At 64.1% G+C, this 20,010-nt stretch carries 15 protein-coding genes; 7 read left to right on the forward strand and 8 right to left on the reverse strand.

What is annotated here, in order from left to right; genetic code table 11:
- Nucleotides 1–131: 131 nt before the first annotated feature.
- Nucleotides 132–1,622, reverse strand: coding sequence for a hypothetical protein (locus HZZ16_RS09320; RefSeq protein ID WP_197948176.1), 1,491 nt, complete (start codon nt 1,620–1,622; stop codon nt 132–134).
- Nucleotides 1,623–1,975: 353 nt separating this feature from the next.
- Here HZZ16_RS09320 and HZZ16_RS09325 point away from each other — a divergent pair, with 353 nt between their 5' ends.
- On the forward strand, nt 1,976–2,140 hold the full coding sequence (locus HZZ16_RS09325; protein ID WP_197948177.1) for a Flp family type IVb pilin: 165 nt from the start codon (nt 1,976–1,978) through the stop codon (nt 2,138–2,140).
- A gap of 167 nt (nt 2,141–2,307) precedes the next feature.
- Nucleotides 2,308–3,537 carry a glycosyltransferase family 87 protein gene (locus HZZ16_RS09330; protein WP_197948178.1) on the forward strand — a complete coding sequence of 410 codons (1,230 nt, stop codon included), beginning with the start codon at nt 2,308–2,310 and terminating at the stop codon, nt 3,535–3,537.
- A gap of 55 nt (nt 3,538–3,592) precedes the next feature.
- Here the strand turns inward: HZZ16_RS09330 and HZZ16_RS09335 are convergent, their stop codons facing one another.
- Both HZZ16_RS09335 and HZZ16_RS09340 read right to left on the reverse strand, forming a co-directional pair.
- A complete protein-coding gene (locus tag HZZ16_RS09335) occupies nt 3,593–4,819 on the reverse strand; it encodes a glycosyltransferase family 87 protein (RefSeq protein WP_197948179.1) in 1,227 nt (408 codons plus the stop codon).
- A gap of 197 nt (nt 4,820–5,016) precedes the next feature.
- Entirely contained in the window at nt 5,017–5,739 is a 723-nt protein-coding gene (locus tag HZZ16_RS09340; RefSeq protein ID WP_197948180.1) for a hypothetical protein, read from the reverse strand.
- A gap of 488 nt (nt 5,740–6,227) precedes the next feature.
- Between HZZ16_RS09340 and HZZ16_RS09345 the strand changes: the two genes are divergently transcribed.
- The gene (locus tag HZZ16_RS09345; protein WP_057028549.1) at nt 6,228–6,908 is read left to right on the forward strand and encodes a TetR/AcrR family transcriptional regulator; all 681 of its coding nucleotides are present in this window, start codon (nt 6,228–6,230) and stop codon (nt 6,906–6,908) included.
- A 152-nt stretch (nt 6,909–7,060) separates the two neighbouring features.
- Here HZZ16_RS09345 and pyk read toward each other — a convergent pair whose 3' ends face one another.
- Complete coding sequence (pyk, locus tag HZZ16_RS09350) at nt 7,061–8,497, reverse strand: pyruvate kinase (RefSeq protein WP_197948181.1); 1,437 nt, start codon at nt 8,495–8,497, stop codon at nt 7,061–7,063.
- Nucleotides 8,494–9,075: a DUF1036 domain-containing protein gene (locus tag HZZ16_RS09355; RefSeq protein ID WP_035998649.1), complete on the reverse strand. Its 582-nt coding sequence runs from the start codon at nt 9,073–9,075 to the stop codon at nt 8,494–8,496. Before HZZ16_RS09355 ends, pyk begins: the two co-directional genes overlap by 4 nt.
- 153 nt (nt 9,076–9,228) lie before the next feature.
- On the opposite strand from HZZ16_RS09355, the gene HZZ16_RS09360 reads away from it, so the two are divergent.
- The 3 genes from HZZ16_RS09360 to HZZ16_RS09370 all read left to right on the forward strand — a co-directional run bounded on the left by HZZ16_RS09360 (nt 9,229) and on the right by HZZ16_RS09370 (nt 11,844).
- Entirely contained in the window at nt 9,229–9,534 is a 306-nt protein-coding gene (locus tag HZZ16_RS09360; RefSeq protein ID WP_197948182.1) for a DUF1244 domain-containing protein, read from the forward strand.
- Nucleotides 9,535–9,721: 187 nt separating this feature from the next.
- Nucleotides 9,722–9,994 carry a DUF2312 domain-containing protein gene (locus HZZ16_RS09365; protein WP_018641571.1) on the forward strand — a complete coding sequence of 91 codons (273 nt, stop codon included), beginning with the start codon at nt 9,722–9,724 and terminating at the stop codon, nt 9,992–9,994.
- An 86-nt stretch (nt 9,995–10,080) separates the two neighbouring features.
- Nucleotides 10,081–11,844: an adenylate/guanylate cyclase domain-containing protein gene (locus HZZ16_RS09370; protein WP_197948183.1), complete on the forward strand. Its 1,764-nt coding sequence runs from the start codon at nt 10,081–10,083 to the stop codon at nt 11,842–11,844.
- Between the two features lie 55 nt (nt 11,845–11,899).
- On the opposite strand, the gene mepK is transcribed toward HZZ16_RS09370, so the two are convergent.
- From mepK to HZZ16_RS09385, 3 genes are all read right to left on the reverse strand, one after another.
- The gene (gene mepK, locus HZZ16_RS09375) at nt 11,900–13,492 is read right to left on the reverse strand and encodes a peptidoglycan L,D-endopeptidase MepK (protein ID WP_311974003.1); all 1,593 of its coding nucleotides are present in this window, start codon (nt 13,490–13,492) and stop codon (nt 11,900–11,902) included.
- A 286-nt stretch (nt 13,493–13,778) separates the two neighbouring features.
- Nucleotides 13,779–15,974 (reverse strand): L,D-transpeptidase family protein, encoded by a 2,196-nt coding sequence (locus HZZ16_RS09380; RefSeq protein WP_197948185.1) that lies wholly within the window; start codon nt 15,972–15,974, stop codon nt 13,779–13,781.
- Nucleotides 15,975–16,324: 350 nt separating this feature from the next.
- Nucleotides 16,325–17,821, reverse strand: a complete 1,497-nt coding sequence (locus HZZ16_RS09385) for a sigma-54-dependent transcriptional regulator (RefSeq protein ID WP_197948186.1) — start codon at nt 17,819–17,821, stop codon at nt 16,325–16,327.
- A 127-nt stretch (nt 17,822–17,948) separates the two neighbouring features.
- Between HZZ16_RS09385 and HZZ16_RS09390 the strand changes: the two genes are divergently transcribed.
- Complete coding sequence (locus HZZ16_RS09390; protein ID WP_197948187.1) at nt 17,949–19,871, forward strand: M3 family oligoendopeptidase; 1,923 nt, start codon at nt 17,949–17,951, stop codon at nt 19,869–19,871.
- Nucleotides 19,872–20,010: the final 139 nt, after the last annotated feature.

Below are 20,010 nucleotides of genomic sequence, written 5' to 3' on the forward strand. Positions count from 1 at the left end.
ACGTCCTTGCCGCCGCGGCTTCGCTCTAGGGCTTGCGGCGAATCCAGTAGAGGACAAATCGCTCGGCCTCGCGCTCTGAGGGAACCATCTGATGGCGTCGCTGAGGCCGAAGCGCGCGCCGGAGCGGGTCCTCACTTCGCAGGCGCCGCAATTGCGCCCTCTGTGCTGTCGCGCACGTGGATCACGGCGATGTCGTCCGCATAGATCCGCTTCCAGCCCTTGAGCTGGTCGAGGATCTGTGGGCCCGGCGCATCGGCGACCAGGAGCGTCGCGTCGATCTTGTGCTCGTCGAGCAGGCGCGGCAGCAGCTCGGGCTTCTTGCCCTCGGTCGCCTTGAAGAAGTCCATGACGAACTTTTCGCCGTAGAGCTCGGCGCGGCCGTCGACGAACACGGGGATATCGCGCGAGATCAAATAGCCGCCGAACTGGTAGGCATTGAAGACGCGCTGCACCTTGCGCCCTTCGAGCAGGTCGACCGCCACAACCGGCGTCTGCGTCATGGTGAAGGTGAAGCGGTGGTGCCCCAGATAGAGCGAGGTCGAGGTCCAGCTCGCCGCCACGATCATCAGCGCGCCGAGCGCCGTGAGGGTGCGGCCCGGCCAACTTTCGGCACCGGCGGCGTCAAGCGCTGGCTGCGGGAACATCTCGCCGAGCGGCTTGGCCAGCACCAGCGGCACCAGAAACGCAAATGCGTCGATGCTCCTGACATGGCTCAGCGCGCTCCAGGTCAGGAACAGGATCAGGAAGATCCGCGGCGCCGACAGCACCAGGCCGCGATAATAGCCGAATGCGATCAGGGCGAGCAGGGCGCCTTCGAATGAGGTGAACGTGGCGAAGTTCGCCGGCATCCATTCGAGGATCAGCGTCAGCAGCTCGCCGAGGCTGAGGATGTTGGTCGCGCCCTGCAGCGTTCGCCAGCCGTAAGGCGTGCAGCAGCTCGCGATCAGCGCCCCGATTCCGAACAGCACCCAGCGCATGAACAGGGCGAGCCGCCGTCCTTTCTCCGCATGCTCGACCGCCTCGAGCGAGATCGGGCCGATCAGCGCGAGCCCGAGCACGAAGCCGCCGTGCAGGTTCGCCCACAGCGCCATCAGCGGCAGCCAGGTCCAGGACGGCGCGCTCCTGCGGTTCGCAGCCACCATCAGCAAGCCGACCCACGCCACCATGACCGGCAGCGCCAGAATATGCGGTCGCGCCAGCACGTGATGGATCGACAGCAGCAGCGCCAGCATCGCAAACAGCACCGCGCGCGGGGCTCCGATATGCGCGTCGAGCAGATAGACGAAGATTGCGACGGTGAGCGCGACGGCGGCCGCCGTGAGAATGACGGGGCCTGCCCAGCCCCATTGCGCATGCGAGAAGGCGAACGCGACCTGCGACAGCCAGGACGTCGAGATCCACGGCGCGCCCGTTCGCGTGAAGGAGTAGAAGTCGATGGTGGGCATGGCACGGTGATCGAGGATCCATTGCCCGATCTTGATCTGCCAGAACGAGTCGGAATCCTGAAGCAGCGTGTCGCCGTGGAAAAGGAAGAACAGATAGGCGCCGGCGCCGACGCACAATGGCACCAGGGCGCGCGCGCGGCCCTGCACCGCGATGCTGTTGGCGAAAGAAAGGGACATGCCGCCTCGTCGTCCTGTTTGTTCTTGCCGGTCCGGCCATGATCCGGACCCGGAGGGCTGCGTGCGCACCATCTTGTCGCGCTTCAGTCCGAGCGGGCGGCATTGGACCACGCCGGTCATAACTTCGGGTAAACCGGCCGCGCTAGACCGGCGTCATATGGTTACAATTTAACGGATTGTTTCGAACTTGGGTTTACCATGGGCCAATACACGCAATCCGCCCAGTGTTTACGCAGTCGAATTAACTGCGGCGCAATTCTTTGCCTCTACGTTCCGTTCCCATGGTCGGGCGGCGCTGGGAAGCCGAAGAGACCAGATCAGTTGTAGTCTCGTGTACTCATTTGGAGCACTCTATGAAGAACCTCGTTGCGCGTTTCATGAAGGATGAATCCGGCGCCACCGCCATTGAATACGGCCTGATCGCTGCCGGCATCGCGCTGGCGATCATCACCGTCGTCAACAATCTCGGCACCACGCTGAACGCCAAGTTCAACTCGATCTCGAGCAGCCTCAAGTAAGGCCGGACGACCAGCGGAATAGCGAAGAGCCCCGTCATCGACGGGGCTCTTTTGCTTTGCCCGGGAATTCGGCGGGGCCGTTCGACGATCAGGCTTAAGCCTCCTTCAAGCCCCTCCGGTGTATGGCTTGGACGCATCCGCTTCACATGATCGCATAAGGAAGCCGCATGGCCGTAGCCTCGTCCGTCCCGCCTGCCTTTGGCCGTCACGGTGCGGTCCCTGCGATCCTCTTCAACATCGCCTTCGTGCTGGCGATCGTGACGCTGGCGTATTTTCCGACGGCCTATCTCACCCATTTCTGGATCTTTGACGCCGACGGACGCGGCATCCCCACTGATTTCGTCAATGTCTGGGCGGCCGGAAGACTGGCGCTCGATGGGCATCCCGCGCAGGCCTGGGATTGGGACATTCAGAAGCAGGTCGAGCTTGCGCTGCTCAAGCAGGATTTCGTCGGCCATTTCGCCTGGCACTATCCGCCGCCCTTCCTGTTCGTCGCGTCCTTTCTCGCGCAATTTCCCTATGCAGTGGCGTTCATCGGCTGGGCCGCGTTCAGCATGGTGCCCTATCTCGCAGTGATGCGCGCCATCATCGGGCGCAATGCGGGCCTGGTGATTGCGGTTGGATTTCCGGCCGCCTTCCTCAACATCCTGGTCGGGCAGAACGGTTTCCTCACGGCCTCGCTGATCGGCGGCATGCTCTATCTGATGCCGGCGCGGCCGGTGCTGGCCGGAATCTGTCTCGGCCTTCTCAGCTACAAGCCGCAATACGGACTCTTGTTTCCGCTTGTCCTGCTCGCCGCCGCCGAATGGCGCGTGTTGTTCGCCGCCGCGATCGTCACCGTTGCGATCGCTGCAATGTCCTGGTTCGCCTTCGGCACCGAAAGCTGGCAGGCGTTCTTCCACTGGATCCCCATGTTCTCCCAGGCCTTCCTGACCGAAGGCAGGGCGCCCTGGTTCAAGATGCAGAGCATCTTCGCGCTGGTGCGCTACGTCGGCGGCACCGAGCAGCTCGCATGGATCTTCCAGTGGGTGTTGACCGCGGCTGTGGCTGTAGTGCTGGTCGTGGTGTGGCGGAGCCGGCTGCCTTACGCCCTCAAGGCGGCGATGCTCGCGACGGCGACGCTGCTGACGACGCCCTATCTCTTCATGTACGATTTGGTCGTGCTGGGCATCGCGGTGGCCTTCCTCATCCGTGCCGGACTCGATGAAGGTTTCGCACGCCACGAGGTGATGGCGCTGGCGCTCGTCTTCGCGCTGCTTGCGAGCTTCCTGTTTCTCGGGCAACCGGTCGGCTTCCCGGCGATCCTGATCGTGTTCGGGCTGATCCTCGGTCGCTGCGCAGCCTGGCGGAGTGCCGAGGCCGCATCGGCGCAGCTCGCTCTCACGCGAACGAGCTGAGGAGCTCGGTCGGGCACAGATACCGGGTGAGACGCCAGATGGGAAATGTCGCCACTCAAGCTAAAGCTGGCGACGACACTGACGAGGCTTGCTTTGATTTATCATTGGACAACCGCCACAGAAGACGAGCGGCGAACAAGGGGAGGATCAGTAAAGCAATCGGTATTTGCGCGAAGCCGAATGGGAACATCAGAATAGGCAACATCCACAACGCAAGCGAAAGAATCTGATCGGCGAACGCTTCGTTTCCGCGCTGACGCAGGAGCGCGACAATCCATCCGAATACGACCATGTCGTAGTTCATGATCCAGGGTGAAAACAAGAAGGTAGCGGTAACGAAGAGCGCGAGTGAGAGGACCGGATCGCGCCTGCGCCAGAATGTCCAAACCACCGCACCAACGGCGCACACCGACGCCGCTCCTTGCACCACCCAGGCCAGATCAGCCGGAAGACCCGCAAGGCGCGCGTTGATCAGGGCTGAGGCAACGATCGGCCAGCCCATGATACCTGCCACGTCGAGCAGTTCGTGCTGTTGCGGCAAAACTTTATGCCAATATTCCGTCCAGATTTCCGGCCCAAACCATGCTGCAGTCGCGGCGACAAACAACGCCGTTGTGACGAGGGCAGAACCAATGGCTCGCCAGTGCCCTCCCAGCACCAGCAAGATCGGAAGCAGGAGTCCGAGTTGCGGCTTGATAGTCAGGATACCAAACAAAATTCCAGCGAGTATCGGCCGTCGCTCGAGGTTTGCCAGGCCGCCGATCAAGAGCGCGGCGGTCAAGAAACCATTTTGGCCGAGGAATATGTTAACCGTGACGGCAGGTGCGACGGCCAGAAACAGCCAGTATTTTCGTTCGACGCCACACGATATTGCTGTCCAAACATACAGGGCGAGCCCGGCGACGCACCACACAATGTACGACGGCAGAAAACCGAGCAAACCAAAGGGCCAAATGAAGAACAGAAGATGCGGCGGATACGACCAATACAGAGGTGCCAGATCGGGAATGCCGGTCACCTTCGCTATTGCAGCCATGTAGACGTTGGAATCAAACCAGTCCGCAGGGCCGCCGGAAAAAGCCGATCGGCCGCCCATCCAGGTGTTCAGAAAATCTCGACCAACCGGAAAGCCGCCTGGGTCAAGTACGAACGACGGGAACGACTGGGCTGCTGCCAGTTGGAAGTCAAATATGACTACCGCCAGCAGAATGGCCGCAGCGACCACGGTGAAGGACGCGTAAATCCTTGCTGATGCTGGAATTGCCTGTGCCAACCTTGCCATGATTCATTGTACCGCTCAAAGGGTAAAGCCTCTGTTCAAACACGGGTGGTGTTTCTCAGGTTGAGTTCCGCCCGGACGCGACTCATTGCTCCCGTGCCATTGATGGCAGCAACATTCGTTGACCGCCCAAGGTACACTCGGTCGCTCGTTCTTTTTCTTTCGATTTCGTGGATCGTTGCCGCCGTGAGAGGCGGCTCTTACCGCTGTGAGTCTCTATAGAATTCCATCATGGTTCGAGGCGGGATTTCCTGACATTGCATGACGGTACGAGGTCGCGCTGCATCGCCCTCGATGCCTTCGATCGTGATGGTCTGGCGGCTTCTGCTCCATACGACCCGGCGGGGGACCTCGAAATTCATCGATAGCGTGACTTCATCCTGGCCGGCATCGGTGACTTCACCGCGAAACCCTCTGCCCTCCTTGCCACGCTCGAAGAGTGCTTGTTTCGAAGCTGCATCCATCGTGAAGTACACAGCGCCTTTGTCTTCACAGCGCACAGAGATCGGATTCACAATGGGATCGCGAACCCGGAAGCTCAAAATGCTTCTCGGGGGCGTGACAGTGCATGGATGGGTTAATATCGGCCGAAAGGTGGGGTCGTCGAGTCCCGGCCAAGTCATCATCTTGTTGCGATCAAAGATCAGGTCGATCCGACCTGGACGAACGCGCAGCATGAATTCGATCTTTCCATCGTTTGTGGAAATGATCTCTCCAGAACGTGTAGTGATGCCGAAATTTGTTTCGACGTCTATCGGCGGCGTCTCAAACACGACAGCTTTGGCATCGACGTCGAACGTTGCAAAGTACGGGCGGACAGGCGCGCCACCCTCGCACCGCACCGAGAATAATTCAGCGGCTGCCGCGTCGTCTGGTGTCGGCATCAGAAAGAGGATGAGCGCGAGGACCAAGAGCCGCTTCATGACGCACGCTCCGTTGGTCTATGAGACTCTCCACCGCAGCTTGAGAGAGCGCCAAGGTCGCTCAGGCTCGAAAACTGCCTGGCAGTGAAGATCGATGCCATCAGCACACTGCGCCATGCACACGTCAACGTCCGGCTGCGAACAGGATAAATGAACTTATACGTATATGCATGTAGCCCAATCTAGACGGAACACTCTCAGTCTCGCGTCGGTTCGTTGCAGGTCGCCTGGACGGGAGAGAAGATGACGTTGATCCCGCTCCGCACCTGGCAAACTGCCACCGATGGGCACCGTTGGAGGCAGCCTCGACCGGGATGCTGCCGACCAGCTTGGCGTCCCCGTCCGCTCCTCATGGCGCTCCACGCATTTCCCATCTTGTCATTCATCCTGAATAGTTGTTCAGTCCTTGCGGGGCGATTTGCATCTTTTGCGTGAGAAGCGTTCGGCCGCAGGGCGTGCGGCCGGCGTGGTGGGACAGGAAGCGCGCCATGGTTTATCGGCGGACGCATCAAGTGGTGAAGCGCCTTGCGGCGCGGCGCAGCGCTATACTGGCGGCGGCGCGGGAGGCGGCGGCGGAAGGGGGCATGGCGGCGGTGCAGATCGCGCCGGTCGCGGTCCGGGCCAATGTCGCGGCCGGCACGGTCTATCGCTATTTCCCCTCCAAGGCCGAGCTGATCTCCGAGCTCATTGCCGAGGTCTCCCGCGACGAGCTCGCGGCGATCCGAAGGGCGGCCGATGCCGCGCCGGGGCCGTCCTCGGCGCTGGCGGCTGCGGTCACCACCGTGGCGGTGCATACGTTGTCGCAGCGCAGGCTGGCCTGGGGCATCCTGGCCGAGCCGGTCGACGTCGATGTCAGCGCCTCCCGACTTGCCAGCCGGCGCGAGATCGCCGGCGAGATCGCCTCCCGGATCGACGCCGCGGTGCGTGCCGGCCATCTGCCGGCGCAGGACACCGCGCTCGCCGCCACCGCCTTGCTCGGGGCGTTGCATGAGGCTCTGGTCGGGCCGCTCGCGCCCGACAATCTCGATGACCCCGTCAAGATGCGCGATGCGGTGCAGACCGTGACCCTGCTGGCGCTGCGCGCGGTCGGCGTCATGGACGCCCGCGCCCGCGGCCTCGTGGTGCAGCAGACGCTGTTGCCGACGACCAAGGCGCTGGTCGGCGCGTAAAGGTCGCGCCGCGCGCGCGGTGGCGAGGTGATCGCGCTCAGGCCATTGCCTGAGCATGCGTTTTCGCAAAACCCCGGCACATCCGGCCAAGCGGCCGGCTACTGTGCATGGGGTTGTTTTTCGACTTTTTTGTTTGGCTGCCCCGGCGGGGCTCACATGTTCGCGTCGCCCTCGGGGCCGACCGAGGCGATGCGCACCATGTTGGTGGTGCCGGGGATGCCGAGCGGCACGCCGGCGACGATGATCACGCGCTGGCCGGCGCGGACAAAACCGTCCCGGAACGCGATCTGGCCGGCGCGGCTCACCATGTCGTCCTGGTCGCGCGCGTCCTCCGCCACCACGCAATGCACGCCCCAGGCGACGGCAAGCCGGCGGCCGGCGGTGATGTTCGGCGTGATCGCCACGATCGGCGGCTTCGGCCGCTCACGCGCCACGCGCACAGCGGTCGAGCCCGATGAGGTCCAGCAGATCAAGGCGGGCAAATCGAGGGTCTCGGCGATCTGCCTCGCGGCGTCGGCGATGGCATCGCCCGCGGTGGATTCCGGCGCCGGGCGCTGGGCCATGATCACCGAACGGTAGGTCGGGTCGCGCTCGACCTCCTCGCCGATGCGGTTCATGGTCGAGACCGCCTCGACCGGGAATTTGCCGGCCGCCGATTCCGCCGACAGCATGATGGCGTCGGCGCCTTCATAGACCGCCGTGGCGACGTCGGAGACTTCGGCGCGGGTCGGCACCGGCGACTGGATCATCGATTCCAGCATCTGGGTCGCGATCACCACCGGCTTGCCGGCGCGGCGCGCCATCCGTGTCATCTGCTTCTGCAGGCTCGGCACCCGCTCCAGCGGCAGCTCGACGCCGAGGTCGCCGCGCGCCACCATCAGCGCATCGGACGCCTCGATGATGTCGGCGAGGCGGTCGATCGCCTGCGGCTTCTCGATCTTGGCCATCACGGCGGCACGGCCGCGGATCATCTTCTTGGCCTCGATCACGTCGTCGGCGCGCTGCACGAAGGACAGCGCGATCCAGTCGACGCCGGTGACCAGGGCGGCCTCGAGGTCGGCGCGGTCCTTGGGCGTCATCGCCGAGACCGGCAAATCGGTGTCGGGCAGGCTGACGCCCTTGCGGTCGCTCATCTTGCCGCCGACGACGACGCGGGTCACCGCATGCTCCTTCGAGGTCTCCTCCGCGATCAGCCGCACCTTGCCGTCGTCGAGCAGCAGCGCATGGCCGGGCCTGAGCGCGGCCAGGATCTCCGGATGCGGGAGATGGACGCGCGTGGCATCACCCGGCGTCTTGTCGGAATCCAGCGTGAAGGTCTGGCCGTTCTGGAGCTGGATCGCCCCGTCTGCAAAGGAGCCCAGTCTCAGCTTCGGGCCCTGCAGGTCGACCAGGATGCCGATCGGCCGGCCGTAGCTGCTCTCGACGTTGCGGATCGTCGCCACCAGCTCCCGCATCTTGTCATGCGGGGTGTGGCTCATGTTGATACGGAACAGATCGGCGCCGGCCTCGAACAGGCGGCGGATCATCGCGAGGTCTGAGGAGGCCGGTCCCAGGGTCGCGAGAATCTTGATACGGCGAAGACGCCTCATGGCTTATTTCCAGACGGGGGTGGCAGGCCGGGAGAGCCCGGGGGCGTAGCACCGGGCGGGCTATTGGGCAAACCCGGAACGCCGCCGGGGCCCACCGGGCCGGGCAGGCCAGGCACGCGCTGCTGCGCCGGCTGTTCGTTGGCGTCGGTCAGCTGCACCGTCCAGGCCCGCTGCTCGCCGGTGTCGACCTCGAAATAGCCGGTGCGGTCATAGCCGCGCGCCAGGCAATCCTCGGTGCCGCGGATGGTGAACTCCTTGTCGCGCGAGCACATGAAGGCTTGGCCCGACCATTCGCCGCCGCGATCGTAGTCGATGGCGTAGATGTAGTAGTACCGGGCGACCAGCGTGCCCCGCAGCAGCGTCTCGCAGGAGCGGGACGAGATGTTCCACCAGCCCTCGGTGGTCCAGCCCTCGGCGTCCTTGTAGCCGAGCGCGATCCCGACCCGGCTCGATGTGTTGTTGCAGAGGCGGAAATCGGCGGAGGCCGGGCCGGCGTAGAGGCACGCCAGGGCGACCACCAGCACCGGGACCAACCGGGCGAGCAGGTAAAGCGGGGAGCGGGGAGATTCGGCAGTCATTGTCGCGGAAGCTATACCAGATCATTGACGATTTGGCGTTGGGCCGGGGGCAGCCGGCAGTGGCCCCTTTGCGCTGCGATATGGCAAAATCTGTGACAAGACCCACCTGATCCCGTAACCCTGCCCCCGAACGGACCTTGAGGGAAGACAGCCATGGCAATCGACGACAAAACCAGAACGGAGCTCGAGGCGGCCGCTTTCCGGCGCCTGGTCGAGCATCTGCGGAGCCGCACGGACGTCCAGAACATCGATCTGATGAATCTGGCCGGCTTCTGCCGCAACTGCCTGTCCAACTGGCTCAAGGACGCCGCGGACGCCCAGGGCGTCGCCTTGAGCAAGGACGAGAGCCGGGAGGCCGTCTACGGCATGCCCTACGAGACCTGGAAGGCGAAGTACCAGGGCACGGCCACGACCGAGCAGCTCGAGGCGATGAAGAAGGTGCATCCCCACGGGCATTGAACGGCGGTGCCCTGAGTCGCACCACACAACAGCTTTCTTTGCCTCGGCGCAGGAAGGTGTGGGCGCGCTGTGGACGAGCGTGATGCTTGCTTGAACGCTGGGGGCGCCGACCCTAAGGGTCTACCCAGCACGCGCGGTGAGGATGCCGGCGTCACCTCGTTTTGCCAGTTCCATTGGGAGTACCAAGATGGCCACCTCCGCCGCCGTCCGCGACGACGAGCCCGCGACAAAATTCGCCAAGGACCAGCTCAAGTCCATCATCGAGCGCATCGAGCGGCTGGAGGAAGAGAAGAAGGCGATCTCCGACGACATCCGCGACGTCTATGCCGAGAGCAAGGGCAACGGCTACGACGTCAAGGCGCTGCGCACCATCGTGCGCCTGCGCAAGCAGGACCCCAACGAGCGCGCCGAGGCCGAGACCATCCTCGAGACCTACATGCAGGCACTGGGGATGCTCTGAGGCACCTCGCCCTGTCGGCGTTGCAGCGCACCAAGCTTGGGCAATATCTCGGCATCTGCTAGATTGCTTGGTGAAGGGACCGAGCGATGGATGTGCCGGGACCAGAGCGCAGGCTTGCCGCGGTTCTCGCCGCCGACATGGTCGGCTTCAGCCGACTGATGGAGGTCGACGAGGCCGGCACCCTTGCGCGCCTCAAGACCCATCGGGTCGAGCTCATCGATCCCGCCATTGCCAAGAATCGCGGCATCATCATCAAGACGACCGGTGACGGCATGCTCGCCGAATTCCACAGCGTCGTCGACGCTGTGCTGTGTGCCGCCGAGGTTCAGCGCCGCATGGCGCGGCGCAATGCCGACGTCCCGCCCCCGCGATGGATACAATTCCGCATCGGCATCAATCTGGGCGATGTCATCGTCGATCAAAACGACATCTTCGGTGACGGCGTCAACATCGCGGCGCGACTGGAGGCGCTCGCCGAGCCTGGCGGAATCTGCGTTTCAGGCGCGGTGCGCGATCAGGTCGGCGACCGGCTGGACGGCGTTCAATTCGACGATCTCGGCGAGCAGACCGTCAAGAACATCGCTCGCCCGATCCGCGTCTTCCGCATTCGGCTGGCGGAGGGGCCTGCAAGCCTGCCAGACGCGACGAAGGCCATTACAACACCGGTCGTCTCAAAGAAGCCGTCCATCGCCGTGCTGCCATTCGCCAACATGAGCGGTGATCCGGAACAGGAGTTCTTTGCGGACGGCCTCACGGAAGACATTATCACCGAGCTCTCACGCTTCCACGACTTGCTCGTCATCTCGCGAAACTCAACCTTCGTCTACAAGGGCAAGGCCGTAAAGGTCCAGGACATCGGCCGTGAGTTCGGGGTCGACTATGTCATCGAGGGCAGCGTGCGGAAAGCCGGGGGGCGCGTCCGCGTCACCGTGCAGCTGATCGACGCGGAAACCGACCGTCATGTCTGGGCCGAACGTTACGATCGCGAGCTCCAGGATATTTTCGCCATCCAGGACGAGATGACCCGCGCAATCGTCGCGACGTTGCCTGGTCGCGTCGAAGCGGCAGCGCATGACCGCACCAAGCGCAAGCCGACCGAGAACATGCGGGCCTATGAATGCGTGCTGGCTGCAAAGCTGCTGCATCACCGTTCAACACGCGAGGACAACTCGCAGGCGCAGATACTGCTCAACCGGGCGCTCACAATGGATCCGAATTACGCCCACGCTCACGCCTGGAAGGCGTGTGTGCTCGGCCAGTGCTGGATCTATGGCTGGTGCGCTGACCGTGACGCGACCTTCGAGCAGGTGGCTTCCGAGCTCGAGATCGCATTGGCACTCGACGACAACGATGCCGACGTGCACCGGATCCTCGCCGCGCTCAATCTGACGCGCCACGACTACGAAAAAGCCACCTATCATCAGGAGCGTGCGCTGGCCCTCAACCCGAACTACGATCTGATCGTCGTGCAGCAGGGAGAGCTCCTGACCTGGCTGGGCCTACCCGAGGAGGGTATCGACTGGATCAGGAAAGCGATGCGTCTCAATCCTCATCATCCCGAGCGGTTCTGGAGCCATCTCGGCCGCGCCTATTATTGCGCGGAGAAGTACGCTGAGGCCGCCGAGGCCTTCTCAAGGATCACGCGGCCCGACTATACCCATCACGCGTTCTTGGCAGCGATTTTCGCGCAGATGAACAATTCCATCGCGGCTGGCGCTCATGCCGCGGAGGTCCTGAAGCGCGAACCAGGGTTCTCGGTGGCGGCCTATCTTGCAACACTGCACTACAAGCGCGAGATCGATCGCGAGCGTCACGAATCCGGCCTGCTCAAGGCCGGCCTGCCAGCATGATCAATACGCGGGAGCAAGAACGGGGCAGGGGTGAAGTTTGCGTAGGCCGCAGCCCTCAGCGCAGCGCGGCGGTGCGCATGACGAACGACGTCATCTCGAGCTTTGCGGTCGCGCTGCCCGAGAAATTGTCGCAGGACAGGCCCTGCGTCGGGTCGTCGGAGAAGCCCATCGCGATTACGGCGTTCGGCTTGACGAAATAGCCGCGCAGCGCCGCGGTATCGAGCTCGCCCATCAGCGTCACCGACATCGCGCGGCTGGCGCTCGGCGACAGCATCACGATCTTGAGCCAGATGCTCTCGCCCTTGGCCGCGGAGAGGCGGGTCGCGGTTGCGATCCTGCCGTCGATGCTCTTGCCGACCACCGTGTTGATCTCCGCTGCCTGAGCCAGGCTGCGGGGGCGGGCGGTGCGCGGGATCGGCGCGGAGGCGGCGACGACATTGGCGCGATCGACCGGGGACGCCGCCGGCGCGTAAGCCAGGGCTTGGAGGGCCGCGTTGGACACGCTCGCGGTTGGTTGCGGATCGGTGGCCGCGGCCAGCGCCTGGCGCGCCTTCAGCGCGGCGACCTGCGCCGGCGTCGCCTGCTGCGGCGTGGCCGGAACGTCATCCCAGAAGCCGCGCGCATTGATGATGTCGGCAGGCGTCTCCGGCTTGCCGGCAGCGGGCTTGTCAGCCACCGGCGCGGGCTTCGGCTTGGGCGGCGCGACGATCTGCGCATCGGCCGAGGCGAGCTGGAGGGTTGCGGCGATCTGCGGCTTGGCGCGCGGCGTCGGCACCGGCTCGGCGGGCTTGGCGGCGGCTGCGACGATGGTCGGTGCCGCCGGCTTCGCGGCCGGGGCGGTCGCACCCTCGTCATCCTCGTCGCTGGCGGCCGGAGCTGCCGGCTTGCTCTTGAACAAGGCGGCGAAGAAATTCGGCTTGCTGCCGGCATCGTCGCCGCTGCCGCGCCGCTCGATCTCCGCCTTGGCGAGCTCATAGTTCTTCAGCGGTACGCCATCGGTCGGCAGATGCACCGTCTTCCCGTCCGGGAACACGCGGGCGAGCTGGTCATGCGTCATGCGCGGCCAGTGCCGGACGCTGCCGGTGTCGAGGTGCACGAAAGGCGAGCCGGAGGTGGGATAGAAGCCGACGCCACCGCGCTGCAGGCGCAGGCCGGCGAAGCGGATCTGCTCCAGCGGCACGCCGGGGATGTAGAAGTCCATCGCATGTCCCAGCATATGCTGGCTGGAGCGCGCCACGCCGGAGGAGCGGCGGCGGAGCATGGCGTTGGTGGCGGGGGAGCGATAGGAGGAAATGATCTGGATCGGCTGCTTGCCGTCGACGTCCCGATAGACTTCCCAGAGGATGTCGAACAGGCGACGGTCCATGACCGTCTGCTCCTGGGTGCGCCAGTCGCGCAGGAAATGGTTGAGCTGCTTCAGCGCCGCTTCGTCGTAGCGCCCATCGCGCTTGAAGGTGACGGTGAGGTCTTCGCCGGAATGGGTGTGGTGGAACGAGAGCGTCTTGGTCTCGTTCAGCGCGGCGGCGTCATGAACCGAACCGGCGGCCGCAAGCAGCAATGCAGCCGCAAGGCCGATCCGGGATCCGGCCTTCACGCCCGCATGGGACAACGACAGCACAGCGAATTGGCGTGCGAGACCCGTCAGCACGTATGAGCCCACCCAGTCGACGAGCGTTCAAATGGACTCTCCCGCCAACCCCGTTAGCAGCGCGAAAGAGGATGAACGCTTTCTTAAAGCGAGAAGGTTAATTTGAGGTTGACCTTCCCGCCCCCAAACCAAGTCAGACTACGATCCTAAGCGGTTGACTGTGGCAAAAAAACGCCCGCCGCCCCAGGGTGGGTCGCAGCATGGTTAACGTGAAGCGACCCCATCCTGGGGACGGGATCGCTGATTTCATTGCAGAATTTCAGGAAAACGAGGTGCCGGACGGGCGTCAGCGGGTAAACACCCGCTGCTGTTGCGGACGGCGGCCGACCGGCGCCGGCGGCGCGGCCGGGGTGGGCGCCCCGAACAGCCGCTCGAAGAAGTTCGGTCCGGACGAGCCGAAGCCGCTGCCGTTGTTGGCCACGGCCACTCCGGAGGGCAGCGTCGTCGCCGGACGCGAATAGCTCGGCTGGGAATGCGCCACGACGGCCTCGAGGTCCTTGCCGCGGTTGTTCTTCAGGATGTTGATCATGGTCGCGTCGCGGCCATAGACGTCCTTGCGGAATTGCAGCTTGCCGGCGTCGTCCACGAACGCGGTCTGATAGGTGATGTTGACCGGGATCGGGGTCGGGAATTTCAGATCGATCTCGCTCTTGCCGTACATGCTGCGCACGCGCTCCGGCGTGTACTTCTCGTTCGGCATGACGATGTTGAGCAGAACGGAGGCGTACTGATCCGGATTCTGCACGCGCATACAGCCATGGCTGAAGGCGCGCTCGTCGCGAGCGAACAAATGCTTGTCCGGCGTGTCGTGCTGATAGACCAGGAACTTGTTCGGGAAGTTGAAGCGGATGCGACCGAGCGCGTTGGCTTCGCCGGGCGGCTGCGAGATGTGCACCGAGCCGTCGCGGTTCTGTTCGAGCCTCAGGCCCATGCGCTGAAGCACGGTCGGATCCTGCTGCAAGGCCGGCAGGTATTCGTTGTAGACGATCGACGGCGGTACGTTCCAGGTCGGATTGACCGTGATGTACTTCATCGTCTCGGTGAGCAGCGGCGTCGCATGCGAACCCGGCTTGCCGGTCACGACGCGCGTGGTCCAGACCTGCTGGCCGCGCTGCATCACCTTCAGCGTGAAGTCCGGAATGTTGAGGATGACATAGGCATCACCCAGCGACGGCGCGCCGAGGTCGCGCGGCAGCCAGCGCCAGCGCTCCATGTTCACCAGCACCACGTCGATCTGCTTGTCGCGCTTGGGGGTGTTAAGCGCCTTGACCGTCTTGTCGTCGAGAATGCCGGTCGGCTTCATCTCGGCGCCGCTCTGGAATTTCCGCACGGCTTCGGCGACCACAGCGTCGTAGCGGGTATCGCTGGCATTCTCGGCGAGGCCGAGCTTGGCGCGCAGTTGCGGCACGCGCGGATCTTCCACGACGATCTCAGCCTGCTTCTTGCCGGCCGGGGTGTATTTCAGCGCAGGGCCGTCGGCGATCTCGATCACCGGACCGCTGCCCTGGCCGCGCAGCTCGGCGAGCTTGGCCTTCAGCTCCTTGTAGAGCTTGTGCGGCGGGTTGTAGCTGTCGAGCGCGGCGGAGGCGTCGGTCGCCGTCGTGACCTTGGCGAGCACCTCGGCGGGGTCGACCGGGTGCTCGGGATAGAGAATGTCGCCGCTGACCTGCGACCAATGCATGCGGCCGCTCTGGGCGTGGCGCGCATAGTCGAACATGCTGGCGGTGAGCCTGAGCTCGGCATCCGCGAGCGCATCGGGCGTCGTGGTGGCGAAATCCGGCACCGGATAGTCGGCGGGATTGAGACCGTCGGAGGCCGCGTCCTTGAGCCGCGCGATCACACCCTTGGCCGCAGCAGTCAGGCTGCCGCCTTGCGTCCAGACCGGCGCGAAGTCGCGCGCGCCGTAGAACTTTTCGACCGCTGCGCGCTCGTTCTTGCGGTCGAAATGCCGCGAGGTCTTGGCGCCGATAATGTCCTTGAGCTTGTCCGCGACCGGCTGGTCGGCGGCGGGAATATTGCTTGCGGCCTTCACCGGCTCGGCCGGTGCTGCGGGAGCCGCCGGCGTTGCGGTTGCGGTGTCGGCCTTGACCGGTTCAGTACTGGCCGGCTCGGTCTTTGCCGGCTCGGTTTTCGCAGTCTCGCTCTTGGGCGGTTCTGGCGCGGGTGTGGTGGCAATGTCGGAGGGCTTGGTCTCCACCTTGTCGGGCGCTGGCGCGACGTTCGTCGTGGCGGAGTCCCTCGCAGCGTCCTTCGTGGAATCCTGGACCGTGGCGGTGGTGTCGAGCTTGATGTCGGCTGCAGTCGGGGGCGGGACGTTTGCGGGCTCCGGGCGCGGGATCGCAGCTTCGATCGCGAGCTCGGCGGCGCTGCTGCGCACCTGATCCTGCGCCAGGGCCGAGCTGGCCGACACCGTGAGGAAGGTCGCCGCGACCGTCATCAAGACGCGGTCAAAGCCCACACGATGATTCAAACAGTCACGCATTGTGTCGCACCCCTCGGGTGAACTGTTCCTTCGTGGAACAGCTTCGTTATCGCCTATTGATGAGTTTCGGCTAAAACCGCGCCGGCCTCTCGAAAGTTGCACGCCTGCACGCAACGATTCTGACGCAGACGATATACAGGCCCCGATTTTGCAGCCAGCGCTACCCGGGACAACTCACCACAAACTGACGTCAAGGGAGCCTCTTGGCAACGGATTGTACGCTTCTGCCACGCGCTTTTCCCTCTGTCTGTCACTTCCAAGTCACGGTTCAAATCGCAGCCGAATCCCTTGCCATGCGAACGGCTTAGAGCGGTCTCGCACCGCTGCGCGAATCCCCGCTCGCGCTGGGCTCAGTGCGTCTCCTCGCCGCTTTTGCCGCCATGCCCGGGAACCCCGGCTTCGTCGAGTTTGCGGTAGAGCGTCGAGCGGCCGATCTTGAGGCGGCGGGCCACTTCGGACATCTGGCCGCGATAATGCGAGATCGCGAAACGGATGATCTCGTTCTCCATGTCCTCCAGCGGGCGGACATCCCCGGTCGCAGTGAGCATGGACAGCGTTCCCACCGCGGGGAGCGGGGCGATTGGTATGTCATTACCTGACACCACAGAGGGCGTCGCCGCCGGCTCGAGCATCAGCGGGGCGGTCGGAATATCCGTGACGGGATGCGCCTGCGAGGCGAGCAGCGGGAAGTCGCCGAGACCAAGCTGGTCCCCGTCGCTCATCACCACGGCGCGATAGACCGCGTTCTCGAGTTGGCGGATGTTGCCGGGCCAGTCGAGCTGGGCAAGGTGGGCCACCGCCTCGCCGCTGATCCCCGTGATCGGGCGGTTCTCTTCGGCGGCGAAGCGCGCGATGAAATGCCTGAGCAGATGCGGGATATCCTCACGCCGCGCGCGCAGCGAGGGGATCGTCAGCGGCAGCACGTGCAGCCGATAGAATAGGTCTTCCCGGAAATGGCCCTGCTTGACCCGCTCCAGCAGCTTGCGATTGGTGGCCGAGATGATGCGGACGTCGACCTTGACCGGCTTGCGGCCGCCGACCGATTCCACGGCTCCTTCCTGGAGCGCACGCAGCAGCTTCACTTGCGCCGTCAGCGGCAGCTCGCTGACCTCGTCCAGAAACAGCGTGCCGCCATGAGCCTCGACGAACTTGCCCGTGTGCCGCTCGGTGGCGCCGGTGAAGGCGCCCTTCTCGTGGCCGAACAGGATGGACTCGACGAGGTTGTCGGGAATCGCGCCGCAATTGACGGCGACGAACGGCTTGGCCTTGCGTTCGCCACTGCCATGGATGGCGCGCGCGAACATCTCCTTGCCGACGCCGGACTCGCCCTCGATCAGCACGGGGATCGCGGAGTTTGCCGCCTTCTGGGCGGCGCGCATCACGCCCGTCATCGCCTCGGAACGGGTGATGATGTCGGAGAAGGTGAGCCGTCCTTCGCGGCTGTGACGGATGCGCTGCAATTCGCCCTTGAGCGCGGACGTGTTGAGGGCGTTGCGCAGCGAGACCTGGAGCCGCTCGACGCCGACCGGCTTGACGACGAAATCGGCCGCGCCCGCGCGCATCGCGGAGATCACGTTGTCGATGCCGCCATGGGCGGTCTGCACGATGACGGGGACACTCAGGCCGGCTTCGCGGATCTTTGCCAATACGCCCATGCCGTCGAGGCCGGGCATCACGAGATCGAGGATGACGGCGTCGATGGCCGGTCCGTCGGGTGCGGTGAGGGCGGCAATTGCGGCGTCACCGGAGTCCACGACGACCGTCTCATAGCCGCATTTCTGCACCATGTTCTCGACCAGCCGGCGGGCTACAGCGTCGTCGTCAGCGATCAAAATACTGGCAGCCATGGTGTTCCCCGCACGCTACTACTATCTGTCTCGAATCGGGGCACTCTGGCCGAAGCCGATTAACGCACGCTTAAACCTTGATGCCCCCGCCCGCCGCCGCGATGGTTGAACACAGGTTTCCCACACAATGAATTCGCGCTCCAAATCTGCCTTGAACAAGTCTACCTCGAACAAGACCGCTCTCAAGAAGTCCGCTCCCAGCAAACCCGCTCTCCGCAAGCCAAGCACCAAAAAATCCGCCGCCAAGGCAAGACCCTCCAAAGCTGCGAGCAAGACCGGCAAGCTTCCGGAGTGGAACCTGGCCGACCTCTATTCCGGGATTGAGGCGCCGGAAGTCGCGCGCGATCTCGAAAAGTTGGATGCCGACTGCGTCGCCTTCGAGACGGACTACAAGGGCAAGCTGGCGACAGGGACAGCAAACGAAGATGGCGGAAAGTGGCTCGCCGAGGCGGTGCGACGCTATGAGGCGATCGACGATCTCGCCGGCCGTCTCGGCTCCTATGCCGGCCTCGTCCATGCCGGCGACAGCGTGGACCCAGCGATTTCAAAGTTTTACGGCGACGTGTCCGAACGGCTGACGGCGGCGTCCACGCATCTGTTGTTCTTCGCGCTCGAGCTCAACCGGATCGATGACGATATTTTGAATCGCGCGATGCAGGCTCCCGAGCTCGCGCACTACCGTCCCTGGATCGAGGATCTGCGCAAGGAGAAGCCGTACCAGCTCGACGACAAGCTCGAGCAGCTCTTCCTGGAGAAGGCGCAGACCAGCTATTCCGCCTTCAACCGGCTGTTCGACCAGACCATCTCCGGCCTGCGCTTCAAAGTCGGCTCCAAGGAGCTCGCGATCGAGCCGACGCTCAACCTGTTGCAGGACCGCGACGGCTCCAAGCGCAGAAGCGCGGCGGAGGCGCTGGCGAAGACCTTCAAGGCCAATGAGCGGACCTTTGCGCTGATCACCAACACGCTGGCCAAGGACAAGGACATCTCCGACCGCTGGCGCGGCTTCAAGGACGTTGCCGATTCCCGCCATCTGAACAATCGCGTCGAGCGCGAGGTCGTCGACGCGCTGGTCGCCTCAGTCCGGGCAGCCTATCCGAAACTGTCGCATCGCTATTATGCGCTGAAGGCGAAATGGTTCGGCAAGAAGCGGCTGGCCTATTGGGACCGCAACGCGCCGCTGCCTTTTGCGGCGACCGACGTCATCGCCTGGCCGGAGGCGCGCAGCATGGTGCTGACGGCCTATCGCGGCTTCTCGCCCAAAATGGCCGATATCGCCGAGCGCTTCTTCACCGACCGCTGGATCGACGCGCCGGTGCGGCCGGGCAAGGTGCCGGGGGCGTTCTCGCATCCGACCACGCCGTCAGCGCATCCTTACGTGCTCATGAACTACCAGGGCAAGCCGCGCGACGTCATGACGCTCGCGCACGAGCTCGGCCATGGCGTCCATCAGGTGCTCGCGGCAAAGAACGGCGCGCTGATGGCGCCGACGCCGCTGACGCTGGCGGAGACCGCCAGCGTGTTCGGCGAGATGCTCACCTTCAAGCGGCTATTGGCCCAGACCAAGAACGCGAAGCAGCGCCAGGCGCTGCTCGCCGGCAAGGTCGAGGACATGATCAACACCGTGGTGCGGCAGATCGCATTCTATTCCTTCGAGCGCGCGGTCCATACCGAGCGCAAAAACGGCGAGCTCACCGCGACGCGGCTCGGCGAGATCTGGTTGTCGGTGCAGGGCGAGAGCCTGGGACCGGCGATCGAGATCAAGGCGGGCTACGAGAACTACTGGATGTACATCCCGCACTTCATCCACTCGCCGTTCTACGTCTACGCCTACGCGTTCGGCGACTGTCTCGTGAACTCGCTGTATGCGGTCTACGAGAACGCGGCCGAGGGTTTTGCCGAGCGCTATCTTGACATGCTCGCTGCCGGCGGCACCAAGCACTATTCCGAGCTGCTGCGCCCGTTCGGGCTCGATGCGAAGGACCCAAAGTTCTGGGATGGCGGGCTCAGCGTCATCGCGGGCATGATCGACGAGCTCGAGGCGATGGGCTGACGTGGTGGCGTTGCCGCGGGTTCCAACTGCATGGGCCGAGACCAGGTCCCGCGGCATCTCCCAACATTTTGCTACGTGGGATTGAACGTTGGCGCAACCCCACAGACTAACTCAGGAGATACTGCGAAAATAATGTTCA

It is taken from the genome of Bradyrhizobium glycinis, assembly GCF_016031655.1.
In the GTDB taxonomy this organism is placed as follows: Bacteria; Pseudomonadota; Alphaproteobacteria; order Rhizobiales; family Xanthobacteraceae; genus Bradyrhizobium; species Bradyrhizobium glycinis.